This window comes from Arthrobacter sulfonylureivorans (assembly GCF_022637435.1).
Taxonomy (GTDB): Bacteria; Actinomycetota; Actinomycetes; order Actinomycetales; family Micrococcaceae; genus Crystallibacter; species Crystallibacter sulfonylureivorans.
In genome coordinates, this window is sequence record NZ_CP093326.1 from 1,967,408 (window position 1) to 1,983,630 (window position 16,223).

Here is a 16,223-nt window from a genome sequence, read left to right on the forward strand (position 1 = left end):
CTCACGACCACCGGACGACCGCACGAGGACCAGACAAGGGGACACACTATGGCCCGCACCGCCGGAAGCGCGGAGCTTCTCACCTGCTCGTTCTGCGGGAAGAGCCAGAAGCAGGTCAAGAAGCTGATCGCCGGCGGCGGCGTCTACATCTGCGACGAATGCGTCGGGCTGTGCAACGAGCTGCTGGAGGAAGAATTCGGTGCCGGGGCGACCGCCTCCGAATTGCTGGAGCTGCCCAAGCCTAGGGAGATCTTCGGGTTCCTGCAGGAATACGTGATCGGCCAGGAGCCCGCCAAGCGCGCGCTGGCCGTGGCGGTCTACAACCACTACAAGCGGATCCGCTCCGGCCACGCCGCGCCGGGCAACGCCGCACTGTCCGCCGCCGGCGAGCTGCAGGACGTGGAGATCGCCAAATCGAACGTGCTGCTGATCGGCCCCACCGGCTGCGGCAAGACCTACCTGGCGCAGACGCTGGCACGTCAGCTGAACGTGCCGTTCGCGGTGGCGGACGCCACCTCGCTGACCGAGGCCGGTTACGTGGGCGAGGACGTGGAGAACATCCTGCTCAAGCTGATCCAGGCCGCGGACCATGACATCAAGAAGGCCGAGCAGGGCATCATCTACATCGACGAGATCGACAAGGTGACCCGCAAAGCCGACGGCCCGTCGATCACTCGGGACGTCTCCGGTGAGGGCGTGCAGCAGGCGCTGCTGAAGATCCTGGAAGGAACCGTGGCCTCGGTGCCGCCGCAGGGCGGACGGAAGAACCCGCAGCAGGAGTTCCTCCAGATCGACACCACCAACATTCTCTTCATTGTTGCCGGCGCCTTCGCCGGGCTGGAAGAGATCATCGGCTCGCGGGCCGGCCGCAAGGGCATCGGCTTCGGCGCCCCGCTGAAGGACGCCGTCCAGCAGCAGGACAACTACGGCGAGGTCATGCCCGAGGACCTGCTCAAGTTCGGGCTGATCCCGGAGTTCATCGGCCGCCTGCCGGTGATCACCACGGTGTCCGAACTGGACAAGCCGGCGCTGATCCAGATCCTCACCGAACCGAAGAATGCGCTGCTCCGGCAGTACCAGAAGATGTTCCAGTTGGACGGCGTAGAGCTGGCCTTCGAGCAGGACGCGCTGGAGGCGGTCGCGGAGCTGGCGCTGGAGCGGGGAACCGGAGCCCGCGGACTGCGCGCGATCATGGAAGAGACGCTGCAGCCGATCATGTTCGACCTGCCCGGCCGCGACGACATTGCCACCGCCGTGATCACCGCGGCGACGGTCCTGGACGGGACCGAGCCCACGCTCATCCCGCACGATGTGGAAGCCATCCGCCGCCGCGACTCCGCCTGACCGTGCAGCCGGTACGGCCGCTCGTGCGTCGCACTGACACTCAGCCCACTGTGCTGCGGCGGAACAAAACCTCCGGCGGCGCAGTTACGCAGAACAGCACCCATAACCGGTCCTCATGAAGGAGCACTGCCATATGTCTGAAAACGCCGCACCGTCAACCGTTGACTTCTGGTTCGACCCGGCCTGCCCGTTCGCCTGGATCACCTCCCGCTGGATCCTGGAGGTGGAGAAGGTCCGCGACGTGAAGGTGGACTGGCACGTGATGAGCCTGGCCGTGCTCAACGACGGCCGCGATGAGCTGCCGGAAGAATACAAGGAGTTCCTCAAGCAGGCTTGGGGACCGGTGCGCGTGATCATTGCCGCCCAGCAACTGCACGGCGACGCCTACGTGGGGAAGCTCTACGACGCCATGGGCACCCGCATCCACAACGGGGGCAACAAGGACTACGAGGCCGTCACCGCCGCCGCGCTGGAAGAGGTCGGACTGCCCGCGGACCTGGCCCGCTTCGCCACCTCGAGCGAGTATGACGAGCAGCTGCGCGCCAGCCACGAGGAAGGCATCTCCAAGGTCGGCGACGAAGTCGGAACCCCGGTGGTGGCTTTCAACGGCACCGCCTTCTTCGGACCGGTGATGACCCGCATTCCGCGCGGCGAGGACGCCGGCAAGATCTTCGACGGCGCGGTGGCGCTGGCAGAATTCCCGTACTTCTACGAGATCAAGCGTTCCCGGACCACCAGCCCCGAGTTCGACTGATCGGTCCCGCCGGACAGTTCAGGCCGGCCGTCTGCCGGGCTGAACAACTCCAAGACGGCACGCCACAGCCAACCGGAAAGAATTTCGGCATAGCTATGGCGTGTCGGCTTGCACAGGAGTATAAATATCTATACGCATCCACCAAAAGATGCGGGACCGAACACCAAAGATTCAGTGACAAGTAGTGGACTAGCTCCACAAACTGCCAGCCAGTGACGAGGCTAGGAAGACCTGAAAATCAGCGGAGTTCGCGAGACCCAAAGCCGTCACCTTTGGATCAAAAGAGTCGAAGCCCCACCAACGGCGAAACGCTGATGGGGCTTCCCCTCGTTAACGGGCCGCCTGAACGGCCCAGCAGCGGTTACTCGGCCGCGGCCTCCGCGGCGGCAAGCTCCACCTTGGTGACGGTCAGCTCGCCCTCGGCCTCGGCCAGCATGACCTCGCGGGCGTTGCCGGCGGCCTTCAGGTCGCCCAGCCCGGCCTCGAGCTGCGCAACCTGGGCGGCCGAACCGCTGATGGTGGCGGTGAGCACTTCGGTGCGCTGCTTGACCTTGGCTTCCGACTTGGCCTTGCGGATGCCGCCCAGCGCCAGCCCGACGGTGCCCAGCAGGCCCTTGTCCGCGGCGGAGGCAACCGAGGCGAGCCCCGCGGTCGTCGGCCATTCGGCACGGTGCACGGAACCGGCGCGCCACCAGCTCCAGACCTCTTCGGTGGCGAAGGGCAGGAACGGCGCGAACAAGCGCAGCAGCGCGTCCAGCGTGGTGGCCAGGGTGGCCAGGACCGAGTCCTGCTCCGCCTGGCCGGCGGCACCGTAGGCGCGGTCCTTGATCAGTTCCACGTAGTCGTCGGTGAAGGACCAGAAGAAGCTCTCGGTGACCTGCAGCGCCCGGGCGTGGTCGTACTTCTCGAACGCCGCCGTGGCGGTTTCCACCACGTCGGCCAGCTGGCCCAGCAGCGAGATGTCCAACGGGTTGGTGACCACAGCGGCGTCGTCGGCAATCACCGACGCCTCGGTGGCGCCCAGATTCAGCACGAACTTGGAGGCGTTGAGCAGCTTGATGGCCAGCCGGCGGCCGATCTTCATCTGCGCGATTTCGTAGGCGGTGTCCGCACCGAGCTTGGCGGAGGCCGCCCAGTAGCGGACCGCGTCGGCACCGAACTGCTCCAGCACGTCGGTGGGGACCACCACGTTGCCCTTGGACTTGGACATCTTCTTGCGGTCCGGGTCCAGGATCCAGCCGGAGAGCGCCGCGTGCTTCCACGGCGCGCAGCCGTTCAGCGCGTCGGCGCGCACCGCGGTGGAGAACAGCCAGGTGCGGATGATGTCGTGGCCCTGCGGGCGCAGGTCGAACGGGAAGACGTTGCTGAAGAACGCCTCGTCCCGGCTCCACTTGCCCACAATTTGCGGGGTCAGTGACGAGGTGGCCCAGGTGTCCAGCACGTCGGCGTCGCCGATGAAGCCGCCGGGCTGGTTGCGCTGCGACTCCTCGTAGCCCGGGGCCGGCTCCGCGGCCGGATCGACCGGCAGCATCTCATCGCCCGGCAGCACCGGGTTGTCATAGTCGGGGTTGCCGGAGGCATCCAGCGGGTACCAGACGGGAATCGGCACACCGAAGAAGCGCTGCCGGGAGACCAGCCAATCGCCGTTGAGGCCTTCGATCCAGTTTTCGTAGCGCGAGCGCATGAACGCCGGGTGGAACTCGATGTCCCGGCCGCGGCCGATCAACCGTTCGCGGCGGTCCTCGTCCCGGCCGCCGTTGCGGATGTACCACTGGCGCGAGGTCACGACCTCCAGCGGCTTGTCGCCCTTTTCGTAGAAGTTGACCGGGTGGGACATCTTCTTGGGCTCGCCGTCCAGCTCGCCGGCGGCGGTCAGCAGCTCCACCACCTTCTCCTTGGCGGAGAACACGGTCTTGCCGGCCAGCTCGGCGTAGTTCGCCGCGCCTTCCTCAGTGGTGATCCAGTCCGGCGTCTCGGCCCCAATCCGGCCGTCGCGGCCCACAATCGAGCGGGTGGGCAACTGCAGTTCGCGCCACCAGGTCACGTCGGTCAGGTCGCCGAAGGTGCAGACCATGGCAATGCCGGCGCCCTTGTCCGGCTTGGCCAGGGCGTGGGCCTTGACCTCCACCTCCACGCCGAACAGCGGGGACTTCACGGTGGTGCCGAACAGCTTCTGGTAGCGCTCGTCGTCGGGGTGGGCCACCAGCGCCACGCAGGCCGGCAGCAGCTCGGGGCGGGTGGTCTCGATGTGGACCTTCTCGCCGTCGGCGGTCTCGAAGGCGTAGCGGTAGTAGGCGCCGGGCATGTCCCGGTCCTCAAGTTCGGCCTGCGCCACGGCGGTGCGGAACGTGACGTCCCAGAGCGTCGGGGCTTCGGCCATGTAGGCGTCGCCGGCGGTCAGGTTGGCCAGGAACGCGCGCTGCGAGACGGAGCGGGACACGTCGTCGATGGTCCGGTAGGTCAGGTTCCAGTCCACGGACAGGCCGAGGGTGCTGAAGAGGTTCTCGAAAACCTTCTCGTCCTCCACAGCCAGGGTCTCGCAGAGCTCAATGAAGTTCCGGCGGGAAACGACGTCGAAATCGCGCTGGTTCTTTGCCGGCGCGGCCGGCGGCTGGTAGTCGGGGTTGTACGGCACCGACGGGTCGCAGCGCACGCCGTAGAAGTTCTGCACGCGGCGCTCGGTGGGCAGGCCGTTGTCGTCCCAGCCCATCGGATAGAACACGTTCTTCCCGCGCATCCGCTTGTAGCGGGCCAGCACGTCGGTCTGGGTGTAGGAGAACATGTGTCCGACATGCAGCGAGCCGGACGCCGTCGGCGGCGGAGTGTCGATCGAGTAGACCTGCTCCCGCGTGGTCTCGGGGTTGAACTTGTAGGTTCCCTCCCCGCGCCAGCGCCGGGTCAGGGCGTCCTCAAGGCCTTCGAGGGCGGGCTTGTCGGGAACGTTTACGGAAACGGGCGTGTCTGTGCCCGGGGTATGTTCTGCCATGCTGGCCATTCTTTCATGCCGGGCACGGAATGAAGATTCGCGACGGCGGTGCCCGCCCTACCTTGCGTACCTCCTAGCTGCCCCGCACCTTCACCCTGACTGCTGATTCGTACGACGGCGGTGCCCGCCCTACCTGCCCCGGCCCGCCTCGCGTGCCGCGGGCCGCCTCACGTGCCCCGGCTCGTCTGGCTTGCCTATCCGCTCCGGCCCGCCTCGCGTAGCATGCGGCTATGACGGACGTTCAGATCAAGCGGGTCTATGAACCGGCCGACAACGGTGACGGCTACCGGGTGTTGGTGGACCGGATCTGGCCGCGCGGTATCAAGAAGGACGAGGCGGGGCTGGACCTCTGGCTGAAGGAAGCGGGAACATCCGCCGAGTTGCGCAAGGAGTTTAGCCACCAGCCGGAGAAGTTCGAAGCGTTCACCGTGGCGTACCGGAAGGAGCTGGATGGTTCCGAGGCGCTGAAGCGCTTGTTGGAACTGGCCCGCGAGCATCCGAAGCTCTGCCTGCTCTACGGCGCCAAGGATAAGACGCACAACCAGGCGGCGGTGCTGCGCGATGTGATCCTGGAGGAACTCGGCGGGGAAACCGGCTGACATGCCGCGGCGGATGGGGGAGTTGCTTGGTGCGGACGGCCTGCGGGATTGGATGGCTGGAGTCGGGAGCCGAGGCGCAGGCGGCAGAACACGGCGCGGCGCCGTCCTGGCCGTGTCTGGTGCGGTGGTGTTGGTCGGCTCCATGGCCGGGTGCGGCATTATCCCTGGGCTCGTGGCTCCGCCCTGCCTCCCACCGGAGTATTCGGTGAGCCCTGCGGAGGCGAATCCGGGGCAGGCTGTGACGGTGTCAGCGCCCGACGCCAGCTGCGACCCGCGCTACGGCAGCGACGCCCAGATTGAAGTGATCGTGACAGATGCCTCACGTGCAGAAGTTCTCCACGAAACGGCCCCAATGAACGACGGCGGCGGCTTTACGTATTCATTTACGGTCCCCTCCGAAACCGCGGCCGGCGAGGCCTCGGTGACTGCGATGCCCTACAACGTTGACTGGTGCGATGACACCGGCCGGAACAACCGCGCTTCGGGGGGTACCGGCGTCGAACTGGAGCGCGTGTCCTGCGCGATGCCCGTGAAGCCCCTCCTGATCTCCCGGTAATTGTTGTCTGGTGGGCCTTCGTTTTCGTTCGCGATTAGGCTGTGATCCATGACCAAGCGCGCTGTAGTAACGGGAGCAAGTTCGGGTATCGGCGCCGCCACCGTGCGGGCGCTGCGCGAAAGCGGCTGGGAGGTAGTGGCTGTGGCTCGGCGTGCAGGCCGGCTTGCCGCCCTCGCCGAAGAAACCGGCGCCGTGGCGATGCCCGGCGATGTGACAGACCAGGCCTCTGTCGACCAGCTGGTGGCCGACGTGCTTGCGGGCGGCGGGATTGACGCGCTGGTGAACATCGCCGGCGGCGCCTTCGGAGTGGATTCGATCGCCGAAGGAAAGTTCGCCGACTGGGAGAAGATGTACAACGTCAACGTCCTCGGCTCGCTGCGGATGATCCAGGCGTTCCTTCCGGCCCTGCGCCACAACGGTGAAGGCTCCGTCGTGCTGCTGACGTCCACCGCGGGGATCGTGGCGTACGAAGGGGGCGGTGGATACGTGGCCGCCAAATTCGCGCAGCACTCCATGGCCGGTACGCTGCGGCTGGAAGAGGCCGAACACAACGTGCGCGTGATCGACATCCTGCCGGGCTTGGTGCAGACCGAAGAGTTCTCACTCAACCGTCTCGGCGGCGACCAGGCCGCTGCGGACAGGGTCTACACCGGCGTGGAAAAGCCTCTGCTGGCCGAGGACGTCGCTAACGTCGTGGCCTACTCGCTCAACCTCCCGCACCACGTGAACCTTGACCAGGTCGTCATGCGCCCGGTCGCGCAGGCAGCCGCGCACAAGCTGATTCGGAAATAGCGTAGGGCTTCGCTCTGTCCGGGTTCGGACTCGCCCGCCCAGCTCCGGGTTCGGACTCGCCCAGCTCCGGGATCGGACTCGCCCGGCTCCGAGGTCGGACTCGCCCGGCTAGGACTCGCTTCTCCCGGCGCGGCACGGCGGGCACCAGCCGACTATCCCTACACAATCGAGGAATCCGATTGCTTCGAATCTGTATTCGAAGAAAAATGGATGTATGGCCATTGCACCTCTCGAACCGGATCCAGGGATACTTGCTTTCCTGGACCGAGTGCGCGTCGATTTGGCCAGCAGGGCGGGTATCTTTGTCGCTGGAATGGACCACATGTCCACCCGTGAACTGGCGGCGGCTGTCGCAACCGTGGAGGACATCTCCAAGATCGTTGAGTTTTTCCAGTTGGCAGGAGCATGGGCAGTAGAGCGGGCGGATGTTGCCCGTGTAGGGGAGCGGGACGGACTTTTCGGAGGCCCCGCGGCTGCCGATTGCCGCGGCGCAGAATCTTCACCGAGTGGTGGCTTAGGCCCTGCTGCGGGTGCCGACACGGGGGAGCGCGGTTGGTCTGATCCGGCCGAAGCATTGAGCGCCGGCACTGGTCCAGACGGATCTGCCGGGCAGGTAGCGGCGAAGGGTGGGGACGGCAGCGCCCGCAGGGGGACGGAGTTCCGCACGAATGCCGAGTATTTGCGGGCCAGGCTGGGGATCGGTGCGGGTGAGGCAAAGCGGCGGATCAGGGTGGGTCGGGCTGCGCTCGCCGGACGGCTTCCCTCAGGCGAGCCCGGGAGCGTCCGGCTGCCGGTGCTCGGGAAGGCGCTGGCCGAGGGCAGGATTGCGGGCCGGGCTGCGTCGCTGATCACTGATGCAGTGGCGCGGGTGCGTCCGACTGCCGGGATGGATACTGCGTCGGCGATGGAAGCGGCGCTGGTGCTTCAGGCGGTGGAAGCCGACCAGGACGTTTTGGCCAAGGTCGCCAGGATGTGGGAGGCGGCCGCAGACGCGGACGGGAAGGAGCCTTCCGAGGCGGCGCTGCGCGCGAAGCAGGGTGTGTTCTATCGTGGGCGGCGCGGGGGACTGCACTACTTCACTCTGGCGGCCGATGACGCTCAGTGCCAGGCGTTGGCGACGGTGATGAACACAGCGACCAATCCGCGGCTGACCGGGGAGAACATAACTGCCGGCAACGGCACGGGCGTGGCCGCCGGCGCCACCGTCGACGGGGCTGGTCAGGTGCCGGGGACCGCTGCGTTCCTGCCCGCTCCCACGTCCGGGACAACCGATGCCGTTTTCGAGGATGGAACGACGGATCCGGATGCCACGTCGTTGGATCCGCGTTCGTTTGCGCAGAAGCAGCTGGCCGGCCTGGTGGCCGGGTGCGTGGTGGCTTTGTCGGCTGGCAGGCTGCCGGCCACCGGCGGACACCGAGCCCAGATCATGGTCACCACCGGTTACAAGGAACTAGCCGGCGAGTTGACCGGCCCGGCGCATCCGGTGTTCGGCCATCCCGTCTCGGTCAAGACGGTGCGGAGACTAGCGTGCGACGCATCGATTATTCCGGTCGTGCTGGGTGCGCATAATGAGGTCCTGGATCTGGGCCGCGCGTCGCGGTTCTTCACCCCGGCGGTCCGCAAAGCGCTCGCTGTACGGGACTGCGGGTGTGCGTTTCCCGGATGCACGATGCCGCCCCTCTGGTGCGAGGCTCACCACATCGTGCCCTGGTACCGAGGCGGGCGGACAAGTGTGAACAACGGCGTGTTGTTATGCATCTTTCACCATGACCTGGTTGAACAGGGCGACTGGGAGATCGTGGTCGAAGGCGGCATCCCCTGGTTCATCCCGCCCGGCTACATCGATCCGCGCCGCCGCAGAAGACGCAACCGATACTGGCACACCAAAGTTCCAGACTTGTTGGCGGTTCCGTGAGGACGGCGGGGCTGACGAACCTGGGATCGGCGGCCTCGCCGGCAACGGAAAAGGCAAGCACCCTGTGGGGTCCCGAGCTTTCGGGCGCGCTGCCGGCCGCGTTTCGACAGTCGCGGCGCTGTGGCCCTAAACTTGAGCTACAAGCTTCGACCCGGCCATCACCGGTGAGCTTCCGGAAGAACGGTCCACACAGCAACACCGGGCCTAGTAGAGCCGGACGGGTAAGCCCGTCACAGCAGCGAACGAGTGGCTGTCCCTTTGCACCGGTTCCGGCGCATCAGGCCAGCAAGTGAGGTGGTACCGCGGGTTCCGCCCCGGCAGCGGGTTCGGCTTTCAAGCCGCACCGGTGCGCTGGAGCAGGGCACGTCCTCGCAGAAGTACCCACACTTGCCGAGCTGTCTTTCCAGGATGACGAAAATGCCACAGATCTATCCCAAGGCCTCCACCGCCGGCGCTGCCGCTGCCGAGAGCTCGCCCAAGTTCCCCGAGATCGAGGAGCTGGTGCTCAAATACTGGCAGCAGGACGGCACTTTCCAGGCCTCCGTCGATGCCCGCGATGCCGGCGAAGATGGCGGGAACGAGTTCGTCTTCTACGATGGGCCGCCCTTCGCCAACGGCTTGCCGCACTACGGCCACCTGCTGACCGGCTACGTCAAGGACCTGGTGGCGCGCTACCAGACGCAGCGCGGCCACAAGGTGGAGCGCCGCTTCGGCTGGGACACGCACGGCCTGCCCGCCGAGCTGGAGGCAATGAAGCAGCTGGGCATGACGGATAAGAACCAAATCGTTGCCATGGGCATCGACAAGTTCAACGATGCCTGCCGCACGTCCGTGATGAAGTACGCCGACGAATGGCAGAACTACGTAACGCGCCAGGCCCGCTGGGTGGACTTCGAGAACGACTACAAGACGCTCAATGTCGAGTACATGGAGTCGGTCATCTGGGCCTTCAAACAGCTGCACGAGAAGGGCCTGACCTACCAGGGCTTCCGCGTTCTGCCGTACTGCTGGCGGGACGAGACTCCGCTGTCCAACCATGAGCTGCGGATGGACGACGACGTCTACAAGATGCGCCAGGACCAGACGGTCACGGTCACTTTCCCGATCCGGGCGGACGGCTCGGAGAACCCCTTGGCCGCGGAGTTGGTCGGCGTCAACGCACTCGCCTGGACCACCACGCCGTGGACGCTGCCCACTAACGCAGCGCTCGCCGTCGGCCCTGAGATCCGCTACGTGGTGCTGCCGGCTGGTCCGCACGGCTGGCTGGGTTCCTCGGAGGTCGACCAAGCGAGCGCCAGCGAGCGCGTGGAGACCAAGTTCCTGCTCGCCGAGGACCTGCTCGGCTCCTACGCCAAGGATCTGGGCTACGACGACGCCGCTGCCGCCGCCGAAGCGGTTACCGCCACCTACGCCGGCACCCAGTTGGCCGGCCTGCGCTACGAGCCGCTGTGGGACTACTACACGGACACCGAAAAGTGGGGCACCGGCAATGGCTGGCAGATCGTGGTGGCCGACTACGTAACCACCACCGACGGTACCGGCCTGGTCCACCAGGCTCCGGCGTTCGGCGAGGACGACCAGAAGATCTGCGAGGACAACGGCATCCCGGTGATCGTGTCCGTGGACGAGGGCGCCAAGTTCCTGTCCAATTTCGCCGAGGGCCCGCTGGCCGAGATCGCCGGCATGCAGGTGTTCGAGGCGAACAAGCCGATCACCCGCGTGCTGAAGGCCGAGGGCCGGCTGGTCCGGCAGGCCAGCTTCGAGCACAGCTATCCGCACTGCTGGCGCTGCCGCACGCCGCTGATCTACCGTGCCATCTCCTCCTGGTACGTGGAGGTCACCAAGTTCAAGGACCGGATGGTCGAGCTGAACCAGCAGATCAACTGGATCCCGGAAAACGTCAAGGACGGCCAATTCGGCAAGTGGCTGGAAAACGCCCGCGACTGGTCCATCAGCCGCAACCGGTTCTGGGGTTCGCCCATCCCGGTGTGGGAATCGGACAACCCGGACTTCCCGCGCCGCGAGGTGTACGGCTCGCTGGCCGAGCTGGAGGAAGCGTTCGGCACCCTGCCGCGCAATCACGACGGCGAGGTGGACCTGCACCGCCCGTACATCGATGATCTGGTCCGCCCCAACCCGGACGACCCGACCGGCCAGTCGATGATGCGCCGGGTGGAGGATGTGCTGGACGTCTGGTTCGACTCCGGTTCCATGCCGTACGCCCAGGTGCACTACCCGATGGAGAACAAGGACTGGTTCGACAGCCACAACCCCGCGGACTTCATCGTCGAGTACATCGGCCAGACCCGCGGCTGGTTCTACACCATGCATGTGCTGGCCACCGCGCTGTTCGACCGCCCGGCGTTCCGCAACGTAATCAGCCACGGCATCGTGCTCGGCTCGGACGGGCAGAAGATGTCCAAGAGCCTGCGCAACTACCCGGACGTGTCCGAGGTCCTGGATCGCGACGGTTCCGACGCCATGCGCTGGTTCCTCATGGCGTCCCCGATCCTGCGCGGCGGCAACCTGATCGTCACCGAGCAGGGCATCCGCGACGGCGTCCGCCAGGTGATGCTGCCGCTGTGGAACGTGTGGCATTTCTTCAAGCTCTACACCAACTCCGCGAACAACGGCGCCGGCTACGAGGCGGGCTCCGCCCTCGGCGATACCGCCCGGATCGATGGGATGGAGTCACTGGACCGGTTCATCCTGGCCAACACCGGGGACCTGGTCCGCGACATGACCGCCGCGCTGGACGCCTACGACGTCTCCGGTGCCTGCGACGCGCTGCGCGAGTACCTGGACACTCTGACCAACTGGTACATCCGCCGCTCCCGGCAGCGGTTCTTCGACGAGGACCGCGACGCGTTCGACGTGCTCTACACCGCGCTGGAAACCGTGTGCCGCGTGGCCGCTCCGCTGCTGCCGCTGGTGACCGAGGAGATCTGGCGCGGGCTGACCGGCGGACGTTCGGTCCACCTGACCGACCTGCCCGACGCCGGTGAGTTCCCGCAACTGGCCGAGCTGGTGGAACTGATGGACACCACCCGGCAGATCTGCTCGTCCGGGTCAAGCCTGCGCAAGGGCGCGAACCTGCGGGTGCGCCTGCCGCTGGCCTCCCTGACGGTGGTGGTCCCGGGCGCCGATCGGCTCTCCGGCCAGTACGCGGTGATGATCCAGGACGAACTGAACATCAAGTCCGTCCGGCTGATCGACGCCGCCGACGCCTCGCCGGAAGAGTTCGGCTTCTCGCAAAAGCTGGTCGTCAATGCCCGGGCCGCCGGTCCGCGGCTGGGCAAGAACGTGCAGCAGGCCATCAAGGCGGCCAAGTCCGGTGACTGGTCGGTGGACGACGCCGGTGTGGTCACCGCCGGGGGACTGGTGCTGGAGCCGTCGGAATACTCGCTGGAAACGGTGGTTGCCGAGGACGCCGCGGCGGGTGCCGCCGTCACCATGCTGCCGGGCGGCGGCTTCCTGGTCCTGGACACCACCGTGACCGCGGAGCTGGAGGCCGAGGGGGTTGCGCGCGATTACGTGCGCACCATCCAGCAGGCCCGCAAGGACGCCGGACTGGTGGTCAGCGACCGAGTCCGCACCACGGTGACGGCAGACCAGTCCGTGCTGGACGCCCTCACCCTGCACCAGGGGCTGGTCTCGCAGGAAACCCTCACCGTGGACCTTGTCCTGGTGACCGGGGACGGCGATGCCGTGTCCGTGGAAAAGACCGGATCCTGAAGGGGCACCGACCATGAGCGATGAATTCGGCGTTGAGAGCGTCTACGCGGAACTGCTGGGCCGAGCCCCGGAAAACAAGATGGAACCGCGGATGGAACCGCTGTTCCGTGCAATGGACATCCTGGGCGAACCCAACAAGGCGTTCGCCAGCATCCACCTGACCGGGACCAACGGCAAGACGTCCACGGCCCGGATCATCGAGGCCGGCCTGCGGGCGCACGGGCTGCGCACCGGCCGCTACACCAGCCCGCACCTGTCCAAGGTCACCGAACGGATCAGCATCGACGGCGAGCCCGTCGCCGACGAGACATTCGTGCGGGTCTGGGACGAGATCCGGCCGTACCTGGACATCATCGACCAGGAGCTGAACGCCGAGGGCGAACCGCGGCTGACCTACTTCGAGTGCGTGACCATCCTCGCCATCGCCATCTTCGCCGACGAGCCGGTGGAAGTTGCGGTGGTCGAGGTGGGTCTGGGCGGCATCACCGACGCCACCAACGTGGTGGACGGCCAGGTCTCGGTGATCACGCCGATCTCGCTGGACCACACGGACCTGCTGGGGGACACCACCGCAGATATCGCCCGGGAGAAGGCCGGCATCATCAAGAGCGGCGGCTTCCTGATCAGCGCTGCCCAGCCGCTCGACGCGGCCGAGGTGCTGCTGGAACAGGCGCGCGATGTGCAGGTGCCGTTCCGCTTCGAAGGCGTGGAATTCGGCGTCGAGTCCCGCACGGTGGCGGTAGGCGGCCAGCAGTTGACCATCAACGGGCTGGCCGGCCGCTACGAGGATCTGATGCTGCCGCTGCACGGCGCGCACCAGGCCCAGAACGCCGCGGTGGCCGTGGCTGCGCTGGAGGCGTTCCTCGGCGGCGGGGAGAAAGAGCTCAACGTCGAAGTGCTCCGCGAGGCGTTCCTGGAGGTCACCTCGCCGGGCCGGTTGGAGGTGGTCCGGACCGCGCCCACCATCATTGTGGACGCCGCCCACAACCCCGACGGGATGAAGGCCAGTGCGCAGGCCATCCTGGAGGCGTTCAACTTCACCACGTTAGTCCCGGTGGTCGGCGTGCTGCAGGAAAAGGACGCCATCGGCATCTTCCAGCAGCTGCGTGAGCAGCTCATCGACCTGACCGACGAAATCTGCGTCACCACGTCCAACTCTCCGCGCGCCATTCCGGCCGAGCAGTTGGCTGAGGACGCCATGGCCGCCGGGTTCCCTGAGGACGCCGTCCACATCGCGCCCCGGCTGGACGACGCCATCGAGTGGGCCGTCGGCCGGGCCGAAGCCAACAACGACCTCTCCGGCGGCGTGCTGATCACCGGGTCCATCACCCTGGTCGCCGACGCCCGAATCCTGCTAGGAAAGTAACTAGATCCATGGCCAAACTGACCAAAGCCCAGCGCGAATGGCGTCCGGACACGCCCAAGAAACGGCGCTCGATCAAGACCATGTTCGCCTCCACCGTGCTCTTGCTGGAAGCCTTCGTTGCCTTCTTCGCCACGCTGGTGGTGTTCGGGCTCTACCGCGACGAGGTGCCGCCGGCGCTGATCCTGGGCTTCGGGATCGGCCTGAGCATCGTGCTGGTGCTCTGCTGCGCGCTGCTGCGCCGCCCGTCCGGCTACGCCATCGGCTGGGGCCTGCAGGTGCTGCTGATCGCCACCGGCATCGTCGAACCGGTGATGTTCGTGGTCGGGCTGCTGTTCGCATTGTCCTGGTGGTATGCGGTGCGCACGGGCGGCCGGTTGGACCGCGAGAACGCACAGCGCGCCGCTGAACAGGCGGAATGGGAGCGCCAGCACGGCGGGGAAACAGGGGCCGCGGGCGGCGACGTCCGCTGACCGGCGCAGCAGGCCAAGGCCCAGTTGCGCTGTTTGCCGGTGGAAGGCTGTGCGGGCTTCGGCGAGCCGGACCGAGCCGGGCGCTCCCATCCAGCGGCCCGCGGCAATTCCGTCCGCAGTCGGGGGCTGCCGGCCCGTCCCGTAGGATAAACGGGGTTAATCGTGAAGCGAAGAGGAGAAATTGTGAGCGTTGAACGCACACTGGTACTGGTCAAGCCCGACGGCGTATCCCGCGGTCTCACCGGCAGCATCCTGGCCCGCATCGAGGCCAAGGGCTACACGCTGGCCGAACTGAAGCTGGTGGAGCCCACCCGCGAACTGCTGGAGAAGCACTACGAAGAGCATATTGGCAAGCCGTTCTACGAGCCGCTGGTCGAGTTCATGCTCTCCGGCCCGGTGGCTGCCGCCGTGTTCGAGGGGCACCGCGTGATCGAGGGCTTCCGGTCGCTGGCCGGCACCACCGACCCCACCACAGCCGCTCCCGGCACGATCCGCGGCGACTTCGGCCGCGACTGGGGCGTCAAGGTGCAGCAGAACCTGGTCCACGGTTCGGATTCGCCGGAGTCCGCCGAGCGCGAGATCGGCATCTGGTTCTCCTAGGCCCAGCCCAACGCACAGAGGCCGCGATCCCGAACGGGGACGCGGCCTCTGGCTATTTAAGCCGAAAATCAGCGCAGCAACATCAGCCCAGGAACGCGTCGATGAAGGCCAGGAAGATGGTCCCGGCGGTCACGATCCACAGCAGCGCCGTGATGGTCCAGGCCCAGCTGCCGGCAAAGCGGACCACGCCGGCGGGCGCCTTGATGACCCCGTGCGCCAGGTTCCGCGCAGTGGTGTGAACCATCATCGCGATCATCGCGGCCCACACGCCCATGCAATACAGGCACAGGATATGGATGTCGTAGAGCGCCTGGCTCCACAGCCAGACGATAAAGATGAAGCCCAGTGTGACGCCGCTCTGCAGGCCGATCCAGTACCAGCGGCGGAACCGTGCCCCGGCAAGGATCGCCACCGCCGTCGTGATGGGAACCGCGAAGGCGACGATGCCGATCAGCGGGTTGGGGAAGCCGAAGAGCGAGGCCTGCCAGTGCAGGAACACCTTGCCGCAGGAGACCCACGGGTTGATGTCGCAGCTGGTCACGTGGCCCGGGTCCGCATAGGTGGCCAGCCGCTCGAGCACCAGGATGCCGGACATGATCCAGCCGAAGACGCCGGTGATCAGCAGCAGCCAAGCGAACGGTTTTTCCCGGGCGATGCCGGGGACCTCGCTGTCCGGTCGGTGGCCGGAGGCGGTGGAGGCCAGGGATGTGGAGGGTTGCGCGTCGGTGTGCACCGTGTTCCTCGAGCTCGGGGGCAATTGGCTTGATTCTACGCCGGAGGGAACGGCTAATACTCACCAAAACGGACCCGGTGTGAGAGAATGATCGTGGCTGATAGCGGCCCCACATGCTGCTATTGGTCCAGCGACAGGCTTCCAGGTCCGTCGGCGACGCTTCCCGAACAAGGAGCCCATCAATCCGGATGGGCGCTGGGAATCCGCCGGGCGGCCCTGCCGGTGAAGAGAAGATAGATACGGCAGACGGAAAAGCGCCGCTGGTCCTCGGGTGTGCCGCGCCCCACGTGATGGCGCGAGCTCGGGTGATACCAAGACGACTTTTGGTGGCGGGCAGCCTCAGGCGCCCGGACACCCGGCTACGTGCCCCCGA

12 protein-coding genes are annotated in these 16,223 nt (G+C 66.5%); 10 read left to right on the forward strand and 2 right to left on the reverse strand.

All coding sequences use genetic code 11. The annotated features are described in order from the left end of the window. Nucleotides 1–48: 48 nt before the first annotated feature. Both clpX and MNQ99_RS09235 read left to right on the forward strand, forming a co-directional pair. The gene (clpX, locus tag MNQ99_RS09230; RefSeq protein WP_241915217.1) at nucleotides 49–1,344 is read left to right on the forward strand and encodes an ATP-dependent Clp protease ATP-binding subunit ClpX; all 1,296 of its coding nucleotides are present in this window, start codon (nucleotides 49–51) and stop codon (nucleotides 1,342–1,344) included. A 133-nt stretch (nucleotides 1,345–1,477) separates the two neighbouring features. Next, the gene (locus MNQ99_RS09235) at nucleotides 1,478–2,098 is read left to right on the forward strand and encodes a mycothiol-dependent nitroreductase Rv2466c family protein (protein WP_127513693.1); all 621 of its coding nucleotides are present in this window, start codon (nucleotides 1,478–1,480) and stop codon (nucleotides 2,096–2,098) included. 361 nt (nucleotides 2,099–2,459) lie between these two features. On the opposite strand, the gene valS is transcribed toward MNQ99_RS09235, so the two are convergent. Then, nucleotides 2,460–5,084 (reverse strand): valine--tRNA ligase, encoded by a 2,625-nt coding sequence (gene valS / locus MNQ99_RS09240; protein ID WP_241915218.1) that lies wholly within the window; start codon nucleotides 5,082–5,084, stop codon nucleotides 2,460–2,462. Nucleotides 5,085–5,314: 230 nt separating this feature from the next. On the opposite strand from valS, the gene MNQ99_RS09245 reads away from it, so the two are divergent. The 8 genes from MNQ99_RS09245 to ndk all read left to right on the forward strand — a co-directional run bounded on the left by MNQ99_RS09245 (nucleotide 5,315) and on the right by ndk (nucleotide 15,117). Then, nucleotides 5,315–5,683 carry a DUF488 domain-containing protein gene (locus MNQ99_RS09245; protein WP_241915219.1) on the forward strand — a complete coding sequence of 123 codons (369 nt, stop codon included), beginning with the start codon at nucleotides 5,315–5,317 and terminating at the stop codon, nucleotides 5,681–5,683. Nucleotides 5,684–5,927: 244 nt separating this feature from the next. Continuing rightward, nucleotides 5,928–6,239, forward strand: a complete 312-nt coding sequence (locus MNQ99_RS09250; protein ID WP_241915220.1) for a hypothetical protein — start codon at nucleotides 5,928–5,930, stop codon at nucleotides 6,237–6,239. Nucleotides 6,240–6,287: 48 nt separating this feature from the next. Beyond that, nucleotides 6,288–7,031, forward strand: a complete 744-nt coding sequence (locus MNQ99_RS09255) for an SDR family oxidoreductase (protein ID WP_241915221.1) — start codon at nucleotides 6,288–6,290, stop codon at nucleotides 7,029–7,031. A 214-nt stretch (nucleotides 7,032–7,245) separates the two neighbouring features. After that, a complete protein-coding gene (locus MNQ99_RS09260; RefSeq protein WP_241915222.1) occupies nucleotides 7,246–8,946 on the forward strand; it encodes an HNH endonuclease signature motif containing protein in 1,701 nt (566 codons plus the stop codon). Between the two features lie 408 nt (nucleotides 8,947–9,354). Beyond that, nucleotides 9,355–12,681 (forward strand): isoleucine--tRNA ligase, encoded by a 3,327-nt coding sequence (gene ileS / locus MNQ99_RS09265; protein ID WP_241915223.1) that lies wholly within the window; start codon nucleotides 9,355–9,357, stop codon nucleotides 12,679–12,681. Nucleotides 12,682–12,694: 13 nt separating this feature from the next. Continuing rightward, entirely contained in the window at nucleotides 12,695–14,047 is a 1,353-nt protein-coding gene (locus MNQ99_RS09270) for a bifunctional folylpolyglutamate synthase/dihydrofolate synthase (protein ID WP_127513707.1), read from the forward strand. 8 nt (nucleotides 14,048–14,055) lie between these two features. Next, on the forward strand, nucleotides 14,056–14,517 hold the full coding sequence (locus MNQ99_RS09275) for a DUF4233 domain-containing protein (protein ID WP_127513709.1): 462 nt from the start codon (nucleotides 14,056–14,058) through the stop codon (nucleotides 14,515–14,517). Between the two features lie 183 nt (nucleotides 14,518–14,700). Continuing rightward, complete coding sequence (gene ndk / locus MNQ99_RS09280; protein ID WP_241915224.1) at nucleotides 14,701–15,117, forward strand: nucleoside-diphosphate kinase; 417 nt, start codon at nucleotides 14,701–14,703, stop codon at nucleotides 15,115–15,117. Nucleotides 15,118–15,199: 82 nt separating this feature from the next. Here ndk and MNQ99_RS09285 read toward each other — a convergent pair whose 3' ends face one another. Then, complete coding sequence (locus MNQ99_RS09285) at nucleotides 15,200–15,850, reverse strand: vitamin K epoxide reductase family protein (protein ID WP_127513713.1); 651 nt, start codon at nucleotides 15,848–15,850, stop codon at nucleotides 15,200–15,202. Nucleotides 15,851–16,223: the final 373 nt, after the last annotated feature.